A 17,185-nucleotide genomic window follows, 5' to 3' on the forward strand; every position below is an offset into this window, starting at 1 on the left:
GAATGTATTTAAAAGTGCTCGATAACCTTCTTTGCAAAGCCAGTACAAGTTAAGGTTATCGAGTTATGAATACTTGAGTTATCGCTCTGCTCTTGCGCTAAATCAAAGGTTACTTCACCGCTTTTAAATGTTTGCTCTAACGCATTTTCTATGAGTAATGCGGCCTCGTCCCATCCCATAAATTTAAGCATTAATACCGCACTTAAAATACTGCTACTTGGGTTTGCTTTATTTTGCCCTGCTATACGTTCAAACGTGCCGTGTGTAGGCTCAAAAAATGCGACATCGTTATTTAAATTTGCAGCGGGCATTATGCCAACACCACCAACTTGTGCACTGAGCATATCCGCTAAAAAGTCACCATTTTGGTTAGTAGTCACCACTACATCAAATTGCTCTGGATGCATTAAACATTGCTGCAGCATGTTGTCGGCTATGACTTCTTTAATAATTAAGGGCGCTTGGTGTGCTCGCTCTATTTGCAACCAACGCCCATTTTCATGTGCGGTGGCATTAAACTCGTTTTGTGCAAGTGCAAACCCCCAACGCTTAAATGCACCATCGGTAAATTTAAGTACATTACCTTTGTGTACTAGCGTTAATGATTCACTATCGTTTTTAAGTGCATAGTTAATTGCAAAGCGCATTAGTCGCTCAGAGCCTTCTTTAGATATATTTTTAATACCAATTCCGCACTCTTGTGAAAACCTTAGGCGGGTTACGCCCATTTCCTCACATAAAAAATCGAGCATTTTTTCGCTCTCTACACTGCCTGCTTGCCACTCAATACCTGAGTACACGTCTTCGCTACTATCACGAAGCACTGTTATGTTTGTTAAAAAAGGGTTTTTTAAAGGAGAAGGTAGTGCACTAAATCCTTTTATAGCGCGCATATTTACAAACAAATCCATTTCTTGCCTGAGTGCGACATTAAGAGATCGAAAACCACCACCTAGTGGTGTGGTTAACGGCCCTTTTATGGCAATTTTACAGGCACGTACCGCGTTAATTGTTTCTTGCGGGAACCAATCACCGTCATACAGCTTTGCGGCCTGCTCGCCATTATAAACCTGCATCCAATGAATTTTCCGTGCGCTTTTATAACAATGCTCAATTGCACTATCAACAACATGGCGCATTACCGGCATAACATCTAGACCCACGCCATCGCCATCAATAAAAGCAATGATAGGTTCTAACGGTATTTGCCAGTGTCCTTGTGCATCAATAGTGATATTTTGGCCGTGCTCAGGAACGTGAATATGCTGATACGTCATGGCTAAACCTAACTTAAAATAACGATTAATTGATTAAACCATGCTTAGCTAGGAGTGTCTGTATTTGTGCTTTTATAGTTACTATCATTTTAAAAAATAAAGAATTAGGCGTGATTATTTATCCATTTAGTTGGTCTTGTATATTAGAATTTTCGTACCAATTATTAAATTACAGTGGAGCATTTTAATGAAATTCTTTTTTGTACTGCTACTATTAATCAGCTCTTTTAACGCATTAGCCGTTGAAGTAGTAATACATAACCTTAGCTCGCTCTCAAGTAATGCTCAAAATACGGTGTCTATATGGGTTAATCAAAGTGTTGAAAAAACACAAAATACACTGGGACCTTTAAAACAAACCACATTGCCTATTTATTTAAAACCGCAATACTTTGCTTTTGAGCCTGTACCTTGGGCTACAGTTAAGCGCAATAACCCCGATGGGCTTGAACTACATATAGATCGCTATGCCAGTTTAAATGCATTCACTAAAGATTGGACGCTATACCATGAACTTTCGCATTTATATTTGCCGCTACTTCCCTACTCCGGTTTTTGGCTAAGCGAGGGTTTTGCCAGTTATATGCAAAACGTAATAATGCGTGACAGCGGTATAATTACCCAGCCGCAATTTGTACAACGTTTAAATGCAGGATTTGATCGTGCCCGCCTGCAAACTAAAACTAAAACACAGCCACTTAATAAGCTCTCTGCCGATATGTGGAAACAACGAGCCCAGCAACGTGTTTATTGGACGGGTGCGGCTTTTTTTGCACAGGCCGACCTTGAGCTGCGAAAACAAGGTTTATCTATCGCGGGTATAATTAAACAGTATCAAGTATGCTGCAGGCCTGCTCGCTCAAGTGCTAAAGCCTTTATAAAAGAGTTAGATAAACTCTCTCGTAGTAGCGTTTTTACAACGCTGTATGCAAAATATAATACCCGCACCGATTTTCCTGATATTAGTAAAGAGCAGCTAAACACGCTTTAACGGCTGCTCTGTTTTATATAGTTACTATATTCAACAAGCCCTTGCGCGTTAAAATTGGTTGAGTACTCGTTCATAAAACCATGCAAAAAATTGGTTTTATAGCACTTAACATTCGCTTTGGTGCTTAAAGCTTTAATAACTTCATCAACATTAAAGTGACTCTCACTTGCTGGAAATATGAACTCACAGGGTACTTTTGCGCTTAAATTTAAATTATGTCTAATTTGCGACGGATAAAAGCCAATTAACTTTTTAAGGTGTGTATTGCCTGTTAATAACTGTGCCCGCCATGCTGCACTTGCCCCTGCACTAAAAGCAATACACGTCGTTGGCAATTTTAAACTCTCAAAGCATTTTTGAAGTTTGTCGGTGTATTTATCATGGCCACACTGCTGTATAAAATTGTTGTAATTATCTTGTTCACTTTCAATAGCTTGAAACTTGTTATTGTAAGGGTCAACAATCACCAAATTTGAACTAATTGCCTGTGATAACCTCCTTAAAGCAGGGGTTAAACCATAAATATCACTCACTATTAGGTAATTCATACTTATCCTTTGGTAACTAAAAATGGGCTTTGTAAGCAGTTGATAAGATTTATTATAAATATTTTTACAAAAATAGCTTGCACACAATTTATATATAAGTTACCTTCCCTCTCTGGTTTAAAGAAACCGCCGCGGTTAACCATTTACCCTGATCCAGTAAGCCCCGCAAAACGTATATTTGAAAGCTAAGTTATTGTACGGCGAGAACCCCTTGAATAATACCGAGATGATTTTTTACTATCATCGCAAAAGTGTCATAAAGATCGTCAACACTGTAATGAAGCTAAACACAACATCGTTAATTTATTAACTGCAATTTGCTATAAAAATATAGCGCAGAATAAATAACAAGAATAAAGTGAGTTTTATTATGTCTTATAAATATAATGGGTCTATGATCCAAATCGCACATCCAGTGCAATCAATTTCAGTAAACAAACATCGTGTAATCTTTAGTGATACACAAGGTTTAAAAAATGCATTGTTTCAAAAAGCGAGTGATGCACGCCAGTTTGTTAAGTGGCTAAAAGCTAACTAAGCAACACATAACTTTAATTGCCCTTTTATTATTGCAATTATTGATAAGATATTATGCCAGCCTCGTTGCTGGCATTTTACTTTTTAGCTCTTTATTGGTTACAATAGTTTTACAATAATAATTACTGGCAGCTGTTGTAATGCTCCGTATATTTTTAACTTTCTTACTTTTTTTCTGTCTGACCTCAATAGGCAATGCTAGAACCATAAACTGGCTAGCGCACGACTTTGCACCCTATTATATTTTAAATGGTCAATATCAACACCAAGGCCGTGACGAAAGCATAATTTCATTACTTGAAAAACAACTTCCTAATATTACCTTTAACCGCATGCTTATCCCTTCAGGTAAAGTAATCCAAGAGCTATCTAATACTTCAAATAATGTTTGTGCGTTATCGCTTTATAAAAATGATTACAGAAAAGAGCATATTTATTTTACAGAGGAGAGCTCAACAACGGGCCTCTCGCCTTCAATAGCAATGCACAAAAGACTCGCCAAAGCGCTAAATATAGCGGAATCAAAAGAAGTATCACTATTAGATTTAATACAAGATAAAAAACTAACTCTTGGGATCTCTATGAGCCGCTCTTATGGCCAAGAGATAGATACATTGATAAACAGTACGCCTAATATAGATTTAGTAATTAGACCCACTCGCGATAGCCTAGCGAGCCTCACATATATGCTTAACCTAAAACGAATTGATATTTTGCTGGGTTACCCAAGCGAGCATTACTATTTAGCTAAATCAATGCACTTTGAAGAAAACTTAACGCAGCGTCCATTAACCGAATCACCCGCGCTAAGTTATGGTTTTATTGGCTGTACTAAAAACGAGCAAGGCGCAGAAGACATTGCTATTCTTAATGAGCAGCTTAAAGTTATTAAAAAAACGCAGGCTTATAATGATTTACTCATGCGCTGGTTGCCCGAGCATTTAAGGCCGCTATTACAGTCACGTATTAATAGCGCAAAATAAGCAAATTCGAAGTCGCTTAATTTGAGTTTCTGTTAAGCAAAAAAAACGCCACAGTAAGTGGCGTTTTTATATTTAATAATGGTATTACTGACGAACGCCTTCTATTGATAAAATAATATCAACATGAGTAGATGCAGGTCCTAAGTTATAATCAATACCGTAGTCGGTAAGTTTAAGGCTGGTTTCGCCCTCAAAACCTACGCGGTAGCCGCCCCACGGATCTTTACCTTCGCCCACTTTATCTATTTCAAAGGTAATAGTGTTAGTTACGCCGTGCAGCGTAAACTCACCGGTTACATCAGCCTCTTCGCCGTCTTCATCAAATTTAATACTCGTGCTTTTAAATGTCGCTTTTGGGTATTTATCTACATTTAAAAAATCTTTACCATGTAAATGCTTATCGCGCTCTGCATGGTTAGAGTCAAGACTTGTGGTATCAATGTTTACCATAATTTTTGACGCATCAGGGTTTTTAGCATCGTAACTAAATGTGCCGTCAAAAGTATTAAAACGACCATATAACCAGCTGTAACCTAAGTGTTTAATTTTAAAGTTAACAGATGCGTGCCCGCCTTTTGTATCAATTACATAATCAGCTGCATTGGCGGCTGTTGCCGATAACATCATTGCAGCCGAAACGGCTGTGCTTACTAATAATTTTTTCATTTTAATCATCCTTTAATGGTTTGATCATTCTAATTAAGGTTTTATCTTTATCGATAAAGTGATGTTTTAACGCCCCTAGTGCATGCAATACTGCAAACCCGATTAATGTGCACGCGCCGTAATAATGTACTTTTCCTGCAATATCGGCTTGGTCATCAAAGGCAAAATCAAGCGCTGATACATTAAATAAAGTAAATACTTCTATTGGACGCCCGTCTGCGGTTGATATTAAATACCCTGCAACAACAATAACAGCCAAAATAATATACATAGCAATATGCGCCGTATGCGCTAATTGGTTCATGCCTTTACTCTCACCTAATGGCTTAGGTTGTGTAGATAAAGCACGCCATAAAACTCTAAATAAAAATACGGCCACAAGCGTAATACCAATACTCTTATGTAAATCGAGTGAACCTTTATACCAGCTATCGTAATAAGTAAGCTCAACCATATATAAACCTAAACCAAACAGGCCAAAAATAGTCAGCGCCATGAGCCAATGTAAAATAATGGCGACAAGTCCGTAAGATGAAGGTGTATTTTTAAACATGTGTAACGTCCTATAATGCTATGACGTTACAATATAGTGCACAGCCGTAAATGAAAATAACATTTACAAACACTTTACGTGCGTATACGCACAGAACTTTATTATTTAAAGTCAGTTTTGCAAATAGATGATTAAACAGATAAGTTTATAGGGTGGATTGTTCGCTTAAGCTGACATAAATTAAGCTCTCAGGGCTTACTTGCAAACAGGTAACAAGTCCTTCTTTAATAAGCTCAAGCATAGCTATAAAACTAACCACTACACCACTTCGCCCTTCATTTGGGGTAAAAAGCGCATTAAATACCACTGCCGAGTTTGCTTGCGATAGTTGCTGTAATATTTGGCTCATTCTCTCTCGGGTTGAGAGTACTTCAGCAGTAATTTGATGATGCTCAAACGTTTTTGCTCGCGCCATTACATCACTCAGCGCCAGCATTAAGTCTTTAAGTTCAATATCGGGGAGATTTTGACTTGTATCTTCACTTATTGGCATAGCGGCATGCGCTATAAAAATATCACGACCAACACGAGGAATATCGTCGAGGTTTTCGGCGGCTTGTTTAAACAGCTCATACTCTTGCAGGCGTTTAATAAGCTCAGCGCGAGGATCTTCTTCCTCTTCAAGCTCTTCGTGTACAGGTAATAATAAGCGCGACTTAATTTGCGCAAGTAACGCAGCCATTACTAAATATTCGCCAGCAAGTTCGAGTTGAAACTCGGTCATCATTTCAACATAACTTACGTACTGCTCTGTAATACTAAAAATAGAAAGTTCGAGTACATCAAGCTTATGCTTTTTAATTAAATAGAGCAGTAAATCGAGCGGGCCTTCAAAGGTTTCTAATATTATTTCGAGCGCGTCAGGTGGAATGTATAAATCTTCTGGTTTGTCTACAACCGCTTTACCATGCAAAAAAGCCAGTGGCAGATTTTGCTGCACTGGCTTTTCACTATTTTTTGTATTCGCAGTACTTTCGCTCATTACTTATTATTCAAATGGGCTTGTATCACCACAGCCAACACGCAAAATCTTGACTTCATCTTCCGACAAATCGATTACCGTGGTTGCTTGCTCGGCTAAGTGGCCACCGTGAATAATTAAATCAACGTGTTTATCTAATCGCTCTAATATTTCATCAGGATCTGATTCTGTAAACTGCTCACCTGGTAAAATTAAAGAACACGACATTAACGGCTCACCAAGTTCGGCAAGCAACGCACAGGCTATTGGGTGTTCAATTACACGCATGCCAATGGTTTTTTTCTTGTCGTTTAATAAACGTTTAGGGACTTCTTTTGTGCCTTTAAAAATAAAGGTATATGGCCCTGGCGTATTATTTTTAATGAGTCTAAATAGCTGGTTATCTACGCGTGCATAAGTAGATAACTCCGATAAATCACGACAAACTAGCGTAAAATTATCGTTTTTTTCAATACCACGAATACGCTCTATGCGCTCTTTGGCTTGCTTATTACCAATGTTACAACCGATGGCGTAGCCCGAATCTGTTGGGTAAACAACAACGCCGCCTTGTTTAATAATATCAACGGCTTGACTAATCAGTCTCGGTTGCGGGTTATCAGGATGAATATGAAATAATTGACTCATGTTAATGCCCCTTCTTCTCCTTCCCAAGCTTGCCAAACACCTTGGCAGTCTTTTGGTAGGTATAAATTTTTGCCAAGCTCTAAATAGCTTGTCGGAAAATGAAAATCAGACCCTTGCGAGCAAAGTAGCCCGTACTCACGGCTGAGTTCACCTAAAAATTGACGTTCGCTTGGCGCCTGTTGAGGTTGTGCAACTTCCATTGCGTCCCCTCCTACACTTTTAAATTCTACTAATAATTTGCGTAGCCACTTATTTGACATTTGATAGCTACTTGGATGCGCTAGTACAGCAACACCACCAGCGGCATGTATGGCCTCAATAGCGGTTTGCATGGTGCACCAGCAACTTGGTACGTAGCCTGTTTTGCCACGCCCTAAGTACTTTTTAAAAACACCCGGGAAATTTTTAGCAACACCGCGCTCAATAAGGGCGCGTGCAAAATGTGCACGCGTTATTTGCGCGTTTTTTGCCAGCTCTTTAGCTTGTTCGTAAATGCCATCAAAGCCATTTTTTGCAAGGCGAACACCAATCTCTAGTGCACGCTCTTCTCGCTTTTGCTGCTGAGCTGATAATAAAGAGGTAAGGTCAATATTATTAATATCAATATTTAAACCTACAATATGAATTTCGAAGCTTTCCCATTTAGTAGACACTTCGGTACCCGTTATTAATGAAAGCGGTAAGTTTTCTGCTTCAATAAATTGCTGCGCAGGCTTAATAGCCGCCACAGTGTCATGATCGGTAATAGCAAACACATCAATATTTTTATCAACAGCGCGATGCAATAATTCTTCAACCGTTAAACGCCCGTCTGAATGTGTGGTATGGCTATGTAAATCATATTTTATCAAAAGAAAACTGCTTAAAATTAAGGGTTACTGGTGTTTATGTAAGTATAACAACTTTTTTGACTAAATTGTTTTAAATAAACACTTGACACAAAAGCATAAGATACGTTTTACTGTAGCCACTTTCAGACACATTAAGAATTAACAATAATGATCAATTCAAACTTAAACACTATTTGGTGGTGGCACTCGTAATTATCGGGTGATGAATTGTCGTGTCTAACAAAAATTCAAAACCCGCAACTATGCGGGTTTTTTTATAACTAAATTTTACGAAACGTATACGTTAAAAATATTTAATAAATTTTGAGGCAGAAAAACATGAATAACGGTCTTACTCTTACACATCGTTGGTGGTGGCGCCTGATATAGCGGGACGGTAATGATCTGTTTGTAATTTAGATATCGTTATTCAAACCCCGCATTGCTAAAGCATTGCGGGGTTTAATTTTTTGAGGGAATGAGGTTTGATTTTTAGTCATATAACTACCACACCAGGCGAAGTAACAAGCATTACGCAAGTACGCGACTATATTAGTAGTCCTCTTGCATTATACGCGGCACTTGATAAGCCTAACTCACTACTGCTTGAATCGGCTGAGATTGATTCTAAAGACAGTGTAAAAAGTTTAATTTTAGTCGACTGTGCACTGCGCATTGTATGCCAAGGTAAAACAGTCACTATTACTGCTCAATCTAATAATGGGCAACAGCTACTTAGCTACTTGCAGGCAAATGTTAAAAGCTGTGATGCCACTTTAGACGGCGCAACGCTTACCCTGTGTTATTTAGACACTAGCGGCGATACTGACGAAGCGAGTAAACTAATTGCAGATAACGCATTTAGCGCTCTGAGAACTTGTATTAACAGTATTAAAAGCACAACTAACAATCCATTTTCGTTATTTTTAGGCGGTGTATTTGCCTACGATATGGTAGCAAACTTTGAGCAGTTAAGTGATGTACCTGATGGCGAAAACACCTGCCCAGATTACGTATTTTATTTAGCCGAAACCTTAGTTGTTATTGATCATCAAAAACAAACAACCGAACTCATTGGTAATGTATTTAACGGCCCAGACGTACACGCTAACTGCTTTGAAGTAGGTAAAGAGCTAGAGCGCTTAAATACGCTGTGCGATAACGCTTCAGAATTTAGTGCGGATATGCAAAGTGGACAATGTGAGGTAAGCGTTGATATAGACGATGACACATACTGCGAGCAAGTGGTTAAGCTTAAAAAGAATATTGTAGACGGTGATATTTTTCAGGTAGTGCCGTCGCGTACATTTTCACTACCTTGTCCTGATCCTCTGCACGCTTATAGCCAGCTTAAAAAGCAAAATCCAAGTCCGTATATGTTTTATATGCGCGATGAAGACTTTGCTTTATTTGGCGCATCGCCTGAGTCAGCACTTAAATACACAGTGCAATCTCAGCAAGTTGAAGTATACCCAATTGCTGGCACTCGCCCACGTGGCAAATTTGCTAATGGGCAAATAAATCCAGACCTAGACAGCCGCATTGAACTTGAACTTAGAAACGATCAAAAAGAACGCGCCGAGCATTTAATGCTGGTTGATTTAGCCCGTAACGACGTTGCACGTATTAGTGTTGCAGGTACTCGTTTTGCCAAAGAGCTATTAAAAGTAGACCGCTATTCACAAGTAATGCATTTAGTGTCACGCGTTGTTGGCACACTAAAACCCGAGCTTGATGCACTGCACGCTTACCAAGCATGTATGAACATGGGCACGCTTGTTGGTGCACCAAAGGTTCGTGCTGCTGAGCTTGTTCGTCAAACTGAAGGTAAGCGCCGTGGCAGCTATGGCGGCGCAGTAGGTTACTTAACCGGTGATGGCGCAATGGATAGCTGTATTGTTATTCGCTCAGCTTTTGTTAAAAATAACAAAGCGTATGTGCAAGCAGGTGCCGGTGTGGTGTTTGACTCAGATCCTATTTCAGAAGCAAACGAAACTCGCGCTAAAGCACAAGCGGTTATTACCGCCATTAAATCTACGTATAAGGCGGTATAAAATGAGTAAAGCAAATCCTATTAAAATCTATTTTTTAGATAACTTTGACTCATTTACATATAACTTAGTTGATGAGCTAACGATGCTTGGCTGCGAACTCGTTGTTTACAGAAACAACATTAGCGCTGAGGTTATTTTTAATAAAATGCGCCAAGAGCAAGGCCAAGTACTGTTAGTACTTTCGCCAGGTCCTGGCACACCAAGCGATGCAGGCTGTTTAATGGAGCTTATTGAGCTCTCTAAAGGCCACTTCCCGATGCTAGGTATTTGTTTGGGCCAACAAGCATTAACGCAAAGCTATGGCGGAGTAATCGGTCACGCGGGTGAAACCGTACATGGTAAGTCTTCAATTATTAATTTAGGCGAGCATCCTGTATTTGATGGTATGGGCAATACAATGCCAGTTGCGCGTTACCATTCATTAATGGCAACAAAAGTGCCTGATAATATTGAGGTTATTGCCCAGTACGAAGATATCCCTATGGCTATTTACCATCATGGTGACAACGCATTGGGTTACCAGTTTCATCCAGAATCAATACTAACGCCAAACGGCGCAATGCTACTTCAGCAAAGTGTCGCTTACTTAACACGCGCTAAATAAAAGAGGACATTATGAGTACACAACCAGAACAACCCATAAATGTTCAACACGCTATTGAGCAACTAATTACGGAGCAATCATTAAGCTACGCAGACACCAAAGCGCTTTTTGATGAAATAATGCAAGGTAATATGAGTGAAATTGAGCTAACCGCCCTACTTATAAGCCTTAAAATTAAAGGCGAAGTAAGCGACGAAATTGCAGGCGCTGCAGCCTCAATGCGCGAAAACGCCGTTGCTTTTACTACCAGCAGTACGCAACTTGCCGATAGCTGTGGCACTGGTGGCGATGGCTCAAACACAATTAATATAAGTACAACGGCTGCAATTGTTGCCGCTGCTGCCGGTATTAACATGGTAAAACATGGTAATCGCAGTGTATCGAGTAATTCAGGCTCAGCCGATTTACTCAAAACCCTGGGCATTAATATAGATATGAGCCCAGAGCAAGCTGCAAGATGTCTTGAGCAAACCAATTTTACCTTTTTGTTTGCACCGCACTATCACAGTGGCGTACGCCATGCGATGGGCGTACGAACATCGCTTAAAACACGCACTATTTTTAATATTTTAGGTCCGCTTGCTAACCCTGCAGCACCTGAAGTGCAATTGTTAGGTGTGTATAACGAAGCGTTGTGTATGCCAATGGCACAAACACTTAAAACCCTTGGCACAAAGCGCGCTATGATTGTTCACGGCTCGGGCACTGACGAAATAGCCCTACACGGCCCAACAACGGTAGTTGAGCTAAATAATGGCGAGATTACGCAGTACACACTAAACCCAAGCGACTTCGACCTTGCAAACTATTCACTTGAACAACTCGCTGGTGAAGGCCCACAATACAACGCAAATGCTAGCCTCGCCATCTTGCAAGGCAAAGGCACAGATGCACATAATGCTGCTATTGTGGTTAACGTAGCTGCCCTTTTATACCTAACAGGTAAAGCAGAAACGTTAAAAGAAGGGGCAAAACAAGTACAAACATTATTAAGTTCAGGGCAAGCCATGAACACACTAAGTGCAATTATTGAGGTAAGTAATGGCTAATGTATTAGACAAAATTGTTGCTGATAAAAAATTAGAACTAATTGAGAGAAAAGCTGCACGTCCGCTTGAAAGCTTTAAGTATCTTGCAGTGCCTACAAGTCGTAGCTTTTATAAAGCACTTGCAGCACCTGGCACTCAGTTTATTTTAGAGTGTAAAAAAGCATCGCCTTCAAAAGGGTTAATTAGAAACCCATTTGATTTAACTGAAATTACTTCAGTTTATAAAAAATATGCTACCTGCATGAGTGTGTTAACTGATGCTAAATATTTTCAAGGCAGTTTTGATTATCTTGAATTTGTGCGCAGCCAAGTAGAACAACCGCTTATCTGTAAAGACTTTTTTATAGACGAGTACCAAGTGTATATGGCACGTATTTATGGTGGTGACGCTATATTACTGATGCTTTCGGTACTCGATGACGAAAGCTATAAAGCACTGCATGCTGTTGCCGATTCACTTAATATGTCGGTGTTAACCGAAGTAAGTAATGAAGAAGAAGTACACCGCGCACTTGCGCTTGATGCACAAATTATTGGTATTAATAACCGCGATTTACGCGATTTAAGCACCGATTTAGCCACTACTGAAAAACTACGAAAGCTTATTCCGGCTGATAAAGTGGTTATTTCGGAATCGGGTATTTACACCCATCAAGACGTAAAACGTTTAGCTCCATTATGCGATGGCTTTTTAATTGGCAGCTCACTTATGGGCGAGCGTGATTTAGAGCAAGCATGTCGCCGTGTTATTTTAGGCGACAATAAAGTATGTGGTTTAACACGTAGCCAAGATGCACAAGCGGCATATCAAAACGGTGCTGTTTATGGTGGTTTAATTTTTCATCCTAAATCGCCTCGCTATGTCGATTTAGATTGTGCAAGAGAGCTAAGCCAAAGCGCACCACTTAACTTTGTTGGTGTATTTGTAGATGCTCCCATTGAGCAAGTTGCTCAATACGCAAGTGTGCTAAAATTAGCGGCAGTTCAATTACATGGCCAAGAAAGTGACGATTACATTGCTGACTTGCGTACACAGTTACCAACTAATTGCGAAATTTGGAAAGCCCAAGCAATAAAAGATGCATTGCCAACGCCTGTAAATGGGGTTGATCGACACCTTTACGATACGCACAGTGATACACAAGCTGGCGGTACTGGTAAAGCATTTGATTGGTCGGTGCTTAGCGGCGCAACTACACCATTTATGCTCGCTGGAGGCTTAAATCCAGACAATATTAAAGATGCGCTTTTTAAAGGTGCCTTAGGCCTTGATTTAAACTCAGGCGTTGAAGAATCTGCGGGTAAAAAGTGCCCTAACAAATTACATAATGCTTTTACAAGCATCAGAAATTATTGAGGTTAAAATGCAAAATCCAGCTTATTTTGGCGAGTTTGGCGGTATGTTTGTACCTGAGTTACTTGTCCCTGCGCTTAAGCAGTTAGAAAACGAATTTAACAAAGCACAAAAAGATCCTGAGTTTCAGGCAGAGCTAAGTAAATTATTAAACGAGTATGCGGGTCGTCCTACCCCACTTACTTTAACGCGCAATTTAGTTAAAAACCCAAAAGTAAAACTGTATCTCAAGCGCGAAGACTTATTACACGGCGGCGCACATAAAACGAACCAAGTACTTGGCCAAGCGTTACTTACTAAACGTATGGGTAAAAAACAAGTCATTGCTGAAACAGGTGCCGGTCAACACGGTGTTGCAACAGCGCTTGCATGTGCACTACTGGGTTTAAAATGTCGTATTTATATGGGCGCAAAAGACGTTGAGCGTCAGCAACCTAACGTATTTAGAATGAAGTTAATGGGCGCAGAAGTTATTCCGGTAACAGCGGGTTCTGGCACATTAAAAGATGCAGTAAATGAAGCGCTGCGTGACTGGTCAGCAAACTACCAAGAAGCACATTACCTGCTAGGTACAGCTGCGGGTCCTCACCCATTCCCAACAATTGTTCGCGAGTATCAAAAAATTATTGGTGAAGAAGCAAAACAACAAGTACTTAAAGCAGAAGGTCGTTTACCTGACGCTGTTATTGCCTGTGTTGGTGGTGGTTCAAACGCGATTGGTATGTTTACCGACTTTATTGACGAGCCAGGCGTTAAATTAATTGGTGTTGAGCCTGCTGGTAAAGGTCTTGATACAAATGAGCACGGTGCAACAATTTGTAAAGGCACAAAAGGCATATTACACGGTACTTATACGTACATTATGCAAAATGACGATGGCCAAATTGAAGAGTCTTACTCTGTATCAGCGGGTCTTGATTACCCAGCTGTTGGTCCTCAACATGCATTTTTACACGAAACTGGTCGCGCTCAATACGTGGGTATTACCGATACAGAAGCGCTTGATGCGTTCCAGTCGCTTGCTAAAAATGAAGGGATTATTCCGGCACTTGAATCAAGCCATGCGTTAGCTTATGCGCTTAAGTACGCAGAGGAGCTAACCGAGGAAAGTGTTATAGTGATTAATTTAAGTGGTCGTGGCGATAAAGATTTAGCACACGTTCACAATGTACTAACTGAAAGAGGTCAGCTATGAGCCTAGTAAAAACGGATCGTTACGGCAAAATGTTTGCAGCGCTTAACGAGCAAAAACAAGGTGCGTTTGTACCATTTGTAACGATTGGCGACCCAGGTAAAGAGCAAAGTATTGCGATTATTAAAAGTCTGATTGACGGGGGCGCTGATGCGCTTGAGCTTGGTATTCCGTTTTCTGACCCAATTGCAGATGGTCCAGTAATTCAAAAAGCTAATATTCGCGCCCTCGATGTGCACATTAATACCCAAGATTGCTTTGATATTATTAAAGAAATACGTGAGTATAATGCCGATATTCCAATTGGCTTATTATTGTATTCAAACCTTGTGTTTAAACGCGGTATAGAAGCATTTTATAAAGATGCAAAAGCAGTAGGCGTAGACTCAATTTTAGTGGCTGATGTGCCTTTACATGAATCTAAAATGTTTAGAAAGTCAGCTATGGATAACGGTGTAGACCCAATTTTTATTGCAACACCAAATGCAGATGACGACACACTTCGCCAGTGCGCCTCTTACGGTCGTGGTTACACGTATTTACTATCGCGCGCAGGTGTTACCGGTACCGATACTAAAGCACAAATGCCTGCTGGTAATATTGTTACTAAATTAAAAGAATACCATGCAGCCCCTGCTCTTTTAGGGTTTGGTATTTCAACGCCAGATGATGTAAAAGCGGCTCTTAATGCAGGAGCAGCCGGTGCTATTTCAGGCTCTGCTGTGGTTAAAATTATTGAAGCTAACCTTAATGATTTACCAACAATGACCGCGCAACTAAAAGCATTTGTAGCTGATATGAAAGCAGCTACATCGCTATAAGCTAACTAGGGCGTGTTTTATACGCATTAAAAAAAGGGCATTTAAAATGCCCTTTTTTGTTTTTTAAAATCAAACGCTGTATCAATATCCAAACGTTTTAAAAAGAAAATTAGTGAGCTTGGTGTTTACCCTCTAAAATCTCTTCAATAAATTTAGCATTAAATGCTTCTAAATCAGCTGGGCTTCGGCTCGTTACTAAGCCTTTATCTACACATACTTCTTGGTCAACCCAATTGGCACCTGCATTAATTAAATCGCTTTTAATACTTGGAAAAGAGGTAATAGTACGGTCACGCAGTTTATTAATTTCAGCTAACAACCACGGCGCATGGCAAATTGCAGCAACGGGTTTGTTTTTTTCTGCCCCAAAAAAGCCATCAATAAAGGCTTTAGCATCTTTATCTTGGCGTAAACTGTCTGGGTTAAATAAACCACCAGGGAGCATAAGCGCGTCGTAATCAGCAGGGTCTGCGTTTGTAACTAGTTTATCTACTGTTACTTTATCGCCCCACTTATCTTCATCCCAGCCCGTAATTTGGCCTTCTTTAATTGATACTATTTCGATATTTTCACCGGCATCAAGTAATGCGCTGCGTGGAGATAAAAGCTCACTTTGCTCAAACCCATCAGTGGCTAAAATTGCAATTTTTTTGCCTTGTAAACGCGTGCTTGTTTGTAATGTACTCATTGAGATCTCCTTATTTGATACCAACCTGCATAAATATTTGAGCAATTTAACGTCGTTCAATAGACCCCATATATCAGCAGACTGGTATTGTTTAAAAATATGTTCGAAACACACAGTTAAATAGCATAATGCATGCCGATGACAAGTAATTGAAAATAAAGGATTTAATGTAAGTGGGATTTATAATGCCATGTAAATCATTTAGAGATTATGAATAATCTACATAGGTGCGAATTTATTTCCAGCTCATATAATTTAAAGCCACCAAACGCGAGGTGTAAAACCTCACCTACAACATATACCCGTAGGTGCGAATTTACTTCGCGCTCATGTAACTTATCTATCAATACGGGGTTTAAAACCTTAAATAAATTTAAAGCAGATCTTTTAACGCCTTAGCCGGTTTAAAAACCGCTTTATTAGCGCCTTCTATTTCAATTGCTGCACCTGTTTGCGGGTTACGTCCAGTACGCGCTGGGTAATAACTTAGTGCAAACGTACCAAAGCCATTTATTTGAACTTGATCGCCCTCAGAAAGCGATTTAGTAATTACTTTTTGCAAGCTTGAAAGTGCCGCTTGAGCATCTTTTTTTGTTAATTCACTTTTGTGTGCAATGGCAGCAACGAGTTCTGCTTTATTCATTTTAGGCTCCTAAATACACGCCAAATCAGTGTTGGTTAAGCGTGGGAATATGATGATATAAAAAATACCAAACCAAATTGGCAATAAAGCCACGCAGGCTAAGGGTTACAGGGCAACAAGTCAACCTTGTAGTTGTTAAGCTTTATGTGGTAAAAAGCCTTTGACTCTTTTTTGTATAATTTAGGTAAGCTATGCACGCATTAATTGAATACATCCCACTCATACTGTTTTTTGCAGTTTTTAAGCTAGTCGATATTTACTGGGCTACCGGTTTATTAATGGCCACTACGCTCATTCAAGTTGCTTATAGCTACTTTAAACATGGCTCTGTGCCTACTCGTCAGTGGATATTTTTTGGCATTGCTGCCGTGTTTGGCACGTTAACGCTGGTACTTCATGATGAGCAATACATTAAATGGAAAGCAACACTCATATACGCAGGTTTAAGCTTAACGTTACTTGTTAGCCGTTATGCACTCAAAAAAAATCTCGTTAAAAAAGCGCTTAGCTCAATTCTCGAAAACGCTAACGATACAAAACAAGCCATTGTTGTCCCAGAACCACTATGGGATAAGCTTAACCTAATGTGGGTTGCTATAACTGCTGGCATCGCAGCACTAAACATTTATATTGCATATAATTTTTCGCTCGACTTTTGGGTTAATTTTAAAGTGTTTGGTTTAATGGGTATTACCTTTGTGAGTATTTTTGCCACTATTATTGCCTTGTACAAATACCTCCCTGGTGAAGAAGAACCAGCAAAGTAAGCCCCCTCGTCATAAAAAT

The 17,185-nt window shown here is 39.7% G+C and carries 19 protein-coding genes; 10 read left to right on the forward strand and 9 right to left on the reverse strand.

Annotation, left to right across the window (positions count from 1 at the left end):
• Positions 1-8: 8 nt before the first annotated feature.
• Positions 9-1,277 carry an NADP-dependent isocitrate dehydrogenase gene (icd, locus tag QL995_RS18580; protein ID WP_290294813.1) on the reverse strand — a complete coding sequence of 423 codons (1,269 nt, stop codon included), beginning with the start codon at positions 1,275-1,277 and terminating at the stop codon, positions 9-11.
• Between the two features lie 187 nt (positions 1,278-1,464).
• On the opposite strand from icd, the gene QL995_RS18585 reads away from it, so the two are divergent.
• A complete protein-coding gene (locus QL995_RS18585; protein WP_290294814.1) occupies positions 1,465-2,268 on the forward strand; it encodes a hypothetical protein in 804 nt (267 codons plus the stop codon).
• Here QL995_RS18585 and QL995_RS18590 read toward each other — a convergent pair.
• Positions 2,265-2,816: a hypothetical protein gene (locus tag QL995_RS18590; protein WP_290294815.1), complete on the reverse strand. Its 552-nt coding sequence runs from the start codon at positions 2,814-2,816 to the stop codon at positions 2,265-2,267. The two genes, QL995_RS18585 and QL995_RS18590, sit on opposite strands and share 4 nt — an antisense overlap.
• 394 nt (positions 2,817-3,210) lie before the next feature.
• On the opposite strand from QL995_RS18590, the gene QL995_RS18595 reads away from it, so the two are divergent.
• Entirely contained in the window at positions 3,211-3,354 is a 144-nt protein-coding gene (locus QL995_RS18595; RefSeq protein WP_167381322.1) for a hypothetical protein, read from the forward strand.
• Positions 3,355-3,493: 139 nt separating this feature from the next.
• Positions 3,494-4,336: a transporter substrate-binding domain-containing protein gene (locus tag QL995_RS18600; protein WP_010554219.1), complete on the forward strand. Its 843-nt coding sequence runs from the start codon at positions 3,494-3,496 to the stop codon at positions 4,334-4,336.
• A gap of 84 nt (positions 4,337-4,420) precedes the next feature.
• Here the strand turns inward: QL995_RS18600 and QL995_RS18605 are convergent, their stop codons facing one another.
• The 5 genes from QL995_RS18605 to QL995_RS18625 all read right to left on the reverse strand — a co-directional run bounded on the left by QL995_RS18605 (position 4,421) and on the right by QL995_RS18625 (position 8,015).
• Positions 4,421-5,002, reverse strand: a complete 582-nt coding sequence (locus QL995_RS18605) for a YceI family protein (RefSeq protein ID WP_007582505.1) — start codon at positions 5,000-5,002, stop codon at positions 4,421-4,423.
• Position 5,003: 1 nt separating this feature from the next.
• Complete coding sequence (locus QL995_RS18610) at positions 5,004-5,555, reverse strand: cytochrome b (RefSeq protein ID WP_165721489.1); 552 nt, start codon at positions 5,553-5,555, stop codon at positions 5,004-5,006.
• 145 nt (positions 5,556-5,700) lie between these two features.
• Entirely contained in the window at positions 5,701-6,537 is an 837-nt protein-coding gene (locus tag QL995_RS18615) for a ScpA family protein (RefSeq protein WP_290294816.1), read from the reverse strand.
• A gap of 6 nt (positions 6,538-6,543) precedes the next feature.
• Positions 6,544-7,164 (reverse strand): L-threonylcarbamoyladenylate synthase, encoded by a 621-nt coding sequence (locus QL995_RS18620; RefSeq protein ID WP_024590418.1) that lies wholly within the window; start codon positions 7,162-7,164, stop codon positions 6,544-6,546.
• Positions 7,161-8,015, reverse strand: a complete 855-nt coding sequence (locus tag QL995_RS18625) for a PHP domain-containing protein (RefSeq protein ID WP_290294817.1) — start codon at positions 8,013-8,015, stop codon at positions 7,161-7,163. Before QL995_RS18625 ends, QL995_RS18620 begins: the two co-directional genes overlap by 4 nt.
• Positions 8,016-8,479: 464 nt before the next feature.
• Here QL995_RS18625 and QL995_RS18630 point away from each other — a divergent pair, with 464 nt between their 5' ends.
• Genes QL995_RS18630 through trpA form a run of 6 tightly spaced genes read left to right on the forward strand, consistent with a single transcriptional unit; the run spans position 8,480 to position 15,068 of the window.
• A complete protein-coding gene (locus QL995_RS18630) occupies positions 8,480-10,048 on the forward strand; it encodes an anthranilate synthase component 1 (protein WP_165721486.1) in 1,569 nt (522 codons plus the stop codon).
• A gap of 1 nt (position 10,049) precedes the next feature.
• Entirely contained in the window at positions 10,050-10,652 is a 603-nt protein-coding gene (locus tag QL995_RS18635) for an aminodeoxychorismate/anthranilate synthase component II (protein ID WP_010554215.1), read from the forward strand.
• An 11-nt stretch (positions 10,653-10,663) separates the two neighbouring features.
• Positions 10,664-11,701 carry an anthranilate phosphoribosyltransferase gene (gene trpD, locus QL995_RS18640; RefSeq protein ID WP_290294819.1) on the forward strand — a complete coding sequence of 346 codons (1,038 nt, stop codon included), beginning with the start codon at positions 10,664-10,666 and terminating at the stop codon, positions 11,699-11,701.
• Entirely contained in the window at positions 11,694-13,058 is a 1,365-nt protein-coding gene (gene trpCF / locus QL995_RS18645) for a bifunctional indole-3-glycerol-phosphate synthase TrpC/phosphoribosylanthranilate isomerase TrpF (protein ID WP_290294820.1), read from the forward strand. Before trpD ends, trpCF begins: the two co-directional genes overlap by 8 nt.
• A 7-nt stretch (positions 13,059-13,065) precedes the next feature.
• Complete coding sequence (gene trpB, locus QL995_RS18650) at positions 13,066-14,250, forward strand: tryptophan synthase subunit beta (protein ID WP_290294821.1); 1,185 nt, start codon at positions 13,066-13,068, stop codon at positions 14,248-14,250.
• Positions 14,247-15,068, forward strand: coding sequence for a tryptophan synthase subunit alpha (gene trpA / locus QL995_RS18655; protein WP_007582490.1), 822 nt, complete (start codon positions 14,247-14,249; stop codon positions 15,066-15,068). Before trpB ends, trpA begins: the two co-directional genes overlap by 4 nt.
• 109 nt (positions 15,069-15,177) lie before the next feature.
• On the opposite strand, the gene QL995_RS18660 is transcribed toward trpA, so the two are convergent.
• Positions 15,178-15,756, reverse strand: coding sequence for a type 1 glutamine amidotransferase domain-containing protein (locus tag QL995_RS18660; protein WP_290294822.1), 579 nt, complete (start codon positions 15,754-15,756; stop codon positions 15,178-15,180).
• 373 nt (positions 15,757-16,129) lie between these two features.
• Positions 16,130-16,399 carry an HU family DNA-binding protein gene (locus tag QL995_RS18665; RefSeq protein ID WP_077538106.1) on the reverse strand — a complete coding sequence of 90 codons (270 nt, stop codon included), beginning with the start codon at positions 16,397-16,399 and terminating at the stop codon, positions 16,130-16,132.
• A 191-nt stretch (positions 16,400-16,590) separates the two neighbouring features.
• Here QL995_RS18665 and QL995_RS18670 point away from each other — a divergent pair, with 191 nt between their 5' ends.
• Positions 16,591-17,166 carry an inner membrane-spanning protein YciB gene (locus QL995_RS18670; RefSeq protein WP_290294823.1) on the forward strand — a complete coding sequence of 192 codons (576 nt, stop codon included), beginning with the start codon at positions 16,591-16,593 and terminating at the stop codon, positions 17,164-17,166.
• Positions 17,167-17,185: the final 19 nt, after the last annotated feature.

Source organism: Pseudoalteromonas sp. APC 3358 (assembly GCF_030408075.1).
GTDB lineage: Bacteria > Pseudomonadota > Gammaproteobacteria > Enterobacterales > Alteromonadaceae > Pseudoalteromonas > Pseudoalteromonas arctica.

Excerpts from the sequence above, each read along its gene's own strand:
- QL995_RS18635 (WP_010554215.1), top strand. The coding sequence starts at position 10,050 with ATGAGTAAAGCAAATCCTATTAAAATCTATTTTTTAGATAACTTTGAC.
- QL995_RS18600 (WP_010554219.1), top strand. The coding sequence starts at position 3,494 with ATGCTCCGTATATTTTTAACTTTCTTACTTTTTTTCTGTCTGACCTCA.
- QL995_RS18595 (WP_167381322.1), top strand. The coding sequence starts at position 3,211 with ATGATCCAAATCGCACATCCAGTGCAATCAATTTCAGTAAACAAACAT.
- icd (WP_290294813.1), bottom strand. The coding sequence starts at position 1,277 with ATGACGTATCAGCATATTCACGTTCCTGAGCACGGCCAAAATATCACT.
- trpCF (WP_290294820.1), top strand. The coding sequence starts at position 11,694 with ATGGCTAATGTATTAGACAAAATTGTTGCTGATAAAAAATTAGAACTA.
- QL995_RS18615 (WP_290294816.1), bottom strand. The coding sequence starts at position 6,537 with ATGAGCGAAAGTACTGCGAATACAAAAAATAGTGAAAAGCCAGTGCAG.
- QL995_RS18610 (WP_165721489.1), bottom strand. The coding sequence starts at position 5,555 with ATGTTTAAAAATACACCTTCATCTTACGGACTTGTCGCCATTATTTTA.
- QL995_RS18620 (WP_024590418.1), bottom strand. The coding sequence starts at position 7,164 with ATGAGTCAATTATTTCATATTCATCCTGATAACCCGCAACCGAGACTG.
- QL995_RS18660 (WP_290294822.1), bottom strand. The coding sequence starts at position 15,756 with ATGAGTACATTACAAACAAGCACGCGTTTACAAGGCAAAAAAATTGCA.
- QL995_RS18605 (WP_007582505.1), bottom strand. The coding sequence starts at position 5,002 with ATGAAAAAATTATTAGTAAGCACAGCCGTTTCGGCTGCAATGATGTTA.
- trpD (WP_290294819.1), top strand. The coding sequence starts at position 10,664 with ATGAGTACACAACCAGAACAACCCATAAATGTTCAACACGCTATTGAG.
- QL995_RS18670 (WP_290294823.1), top strand. The coding sequence starts at position 16,591 with ATGCACGCATTAATTGAATACATCCCACTCATACTGTTTTTTGCAGTT.
- QL995_RS18590 (WP_290294815.1), bottom strand. The coding sequence starts at position 2,816 with ATGAATTACCTAATAGTGAGTGATATTTATGGTTTAACCCCTGCTTTA.
- QL995_RS18665 (WP_077538106.1), bottom strand. The coding sequence starts at position 16,399 with ATGAATAAAGCAGAACTCGTTGCTGCCATTGCACACAAAAGTGAATTA.
- trpB (WP_290294821.1), top strand. The coding sequence starts at position 13,066 with ATGCAAAATCCAGCTTATTTTGGCGAGTTTGGCGGTATGTTTGTACCT.
- QL995_RS18585 (WP_290294814.1), top strand. The coding sequence starts at position 1,465 with ATGAAATTCTTTTTTGTACTGCTACTATTAATCAGCTCTTTTAACGCA.
- trpA (WP_007582490.1), top strand. The coding sequence starts at position 14,247 with ATGAGCCTAGTAAAAACGGATCGTTACGGCAAAATGTTTGCAGCGCTT.